The following is a 398-nucleotide window of genomic DNA, read 5'->3' as shown; positions in this document are numbered from 1 at the left end:
CTGCATCCGGTAAGATACAGATAACGCTTATTGGAAGAACCAACACAGAACATCCAGGAAGATTTGATATTCTCACTAATCTTCACCAGCATGTTAATGGTAATCTCTTTTGCATCCGTGCTGATGGTTCCGTCCGGAATGTCTACATAACCTCCGGTCATGTTCAGCACGTCAATGCCGTCTACCTTGGCACTCTCCAGAGAATTATTCAGCTTACCGCTGTGGCTGTTCCCTGTCAGGTCTTTCAATGTGCCATCCTCATTCTTCGTCATATCCCAGTGCAGAACCAGATTCTGGTTCTCATTTTCCGCCGCCTGCACGGAAGAAACCGGAACTGCCGTCAATGTTACGGCCGCCGCCATAACAATTGCCGTAAAACCCGCAAATGCAGATTTTAC

At 47.5% G+C, this 398-nt stretch carries 1 protein-coding gene; it reads right to left on the bottom strand.

Going from position 1 to position 398, the window contains the following annotated elements:
* The coding region (locus tag OCV99_RS17990) for a hypothetical protein (protein ID WP_262576021.1) at positions 1 to 398 on the bottom strand (398 nt) is incomplete at both ends.

It is taken from the genome of Dorea acetigenes (genome assembly GCF_025567385.1).
Lineage (GTDB): Bacteria > Bacillota > Clostridia > Lachnospirales > Lachnospiraceae > Claveliimonas > Claveliimonas acetigenes.
The sequence above is the reverse complement of the archived record's forward strand: the minus strand, read 5'-3'. Positions and strand labels throughout refer to the sequence as shown.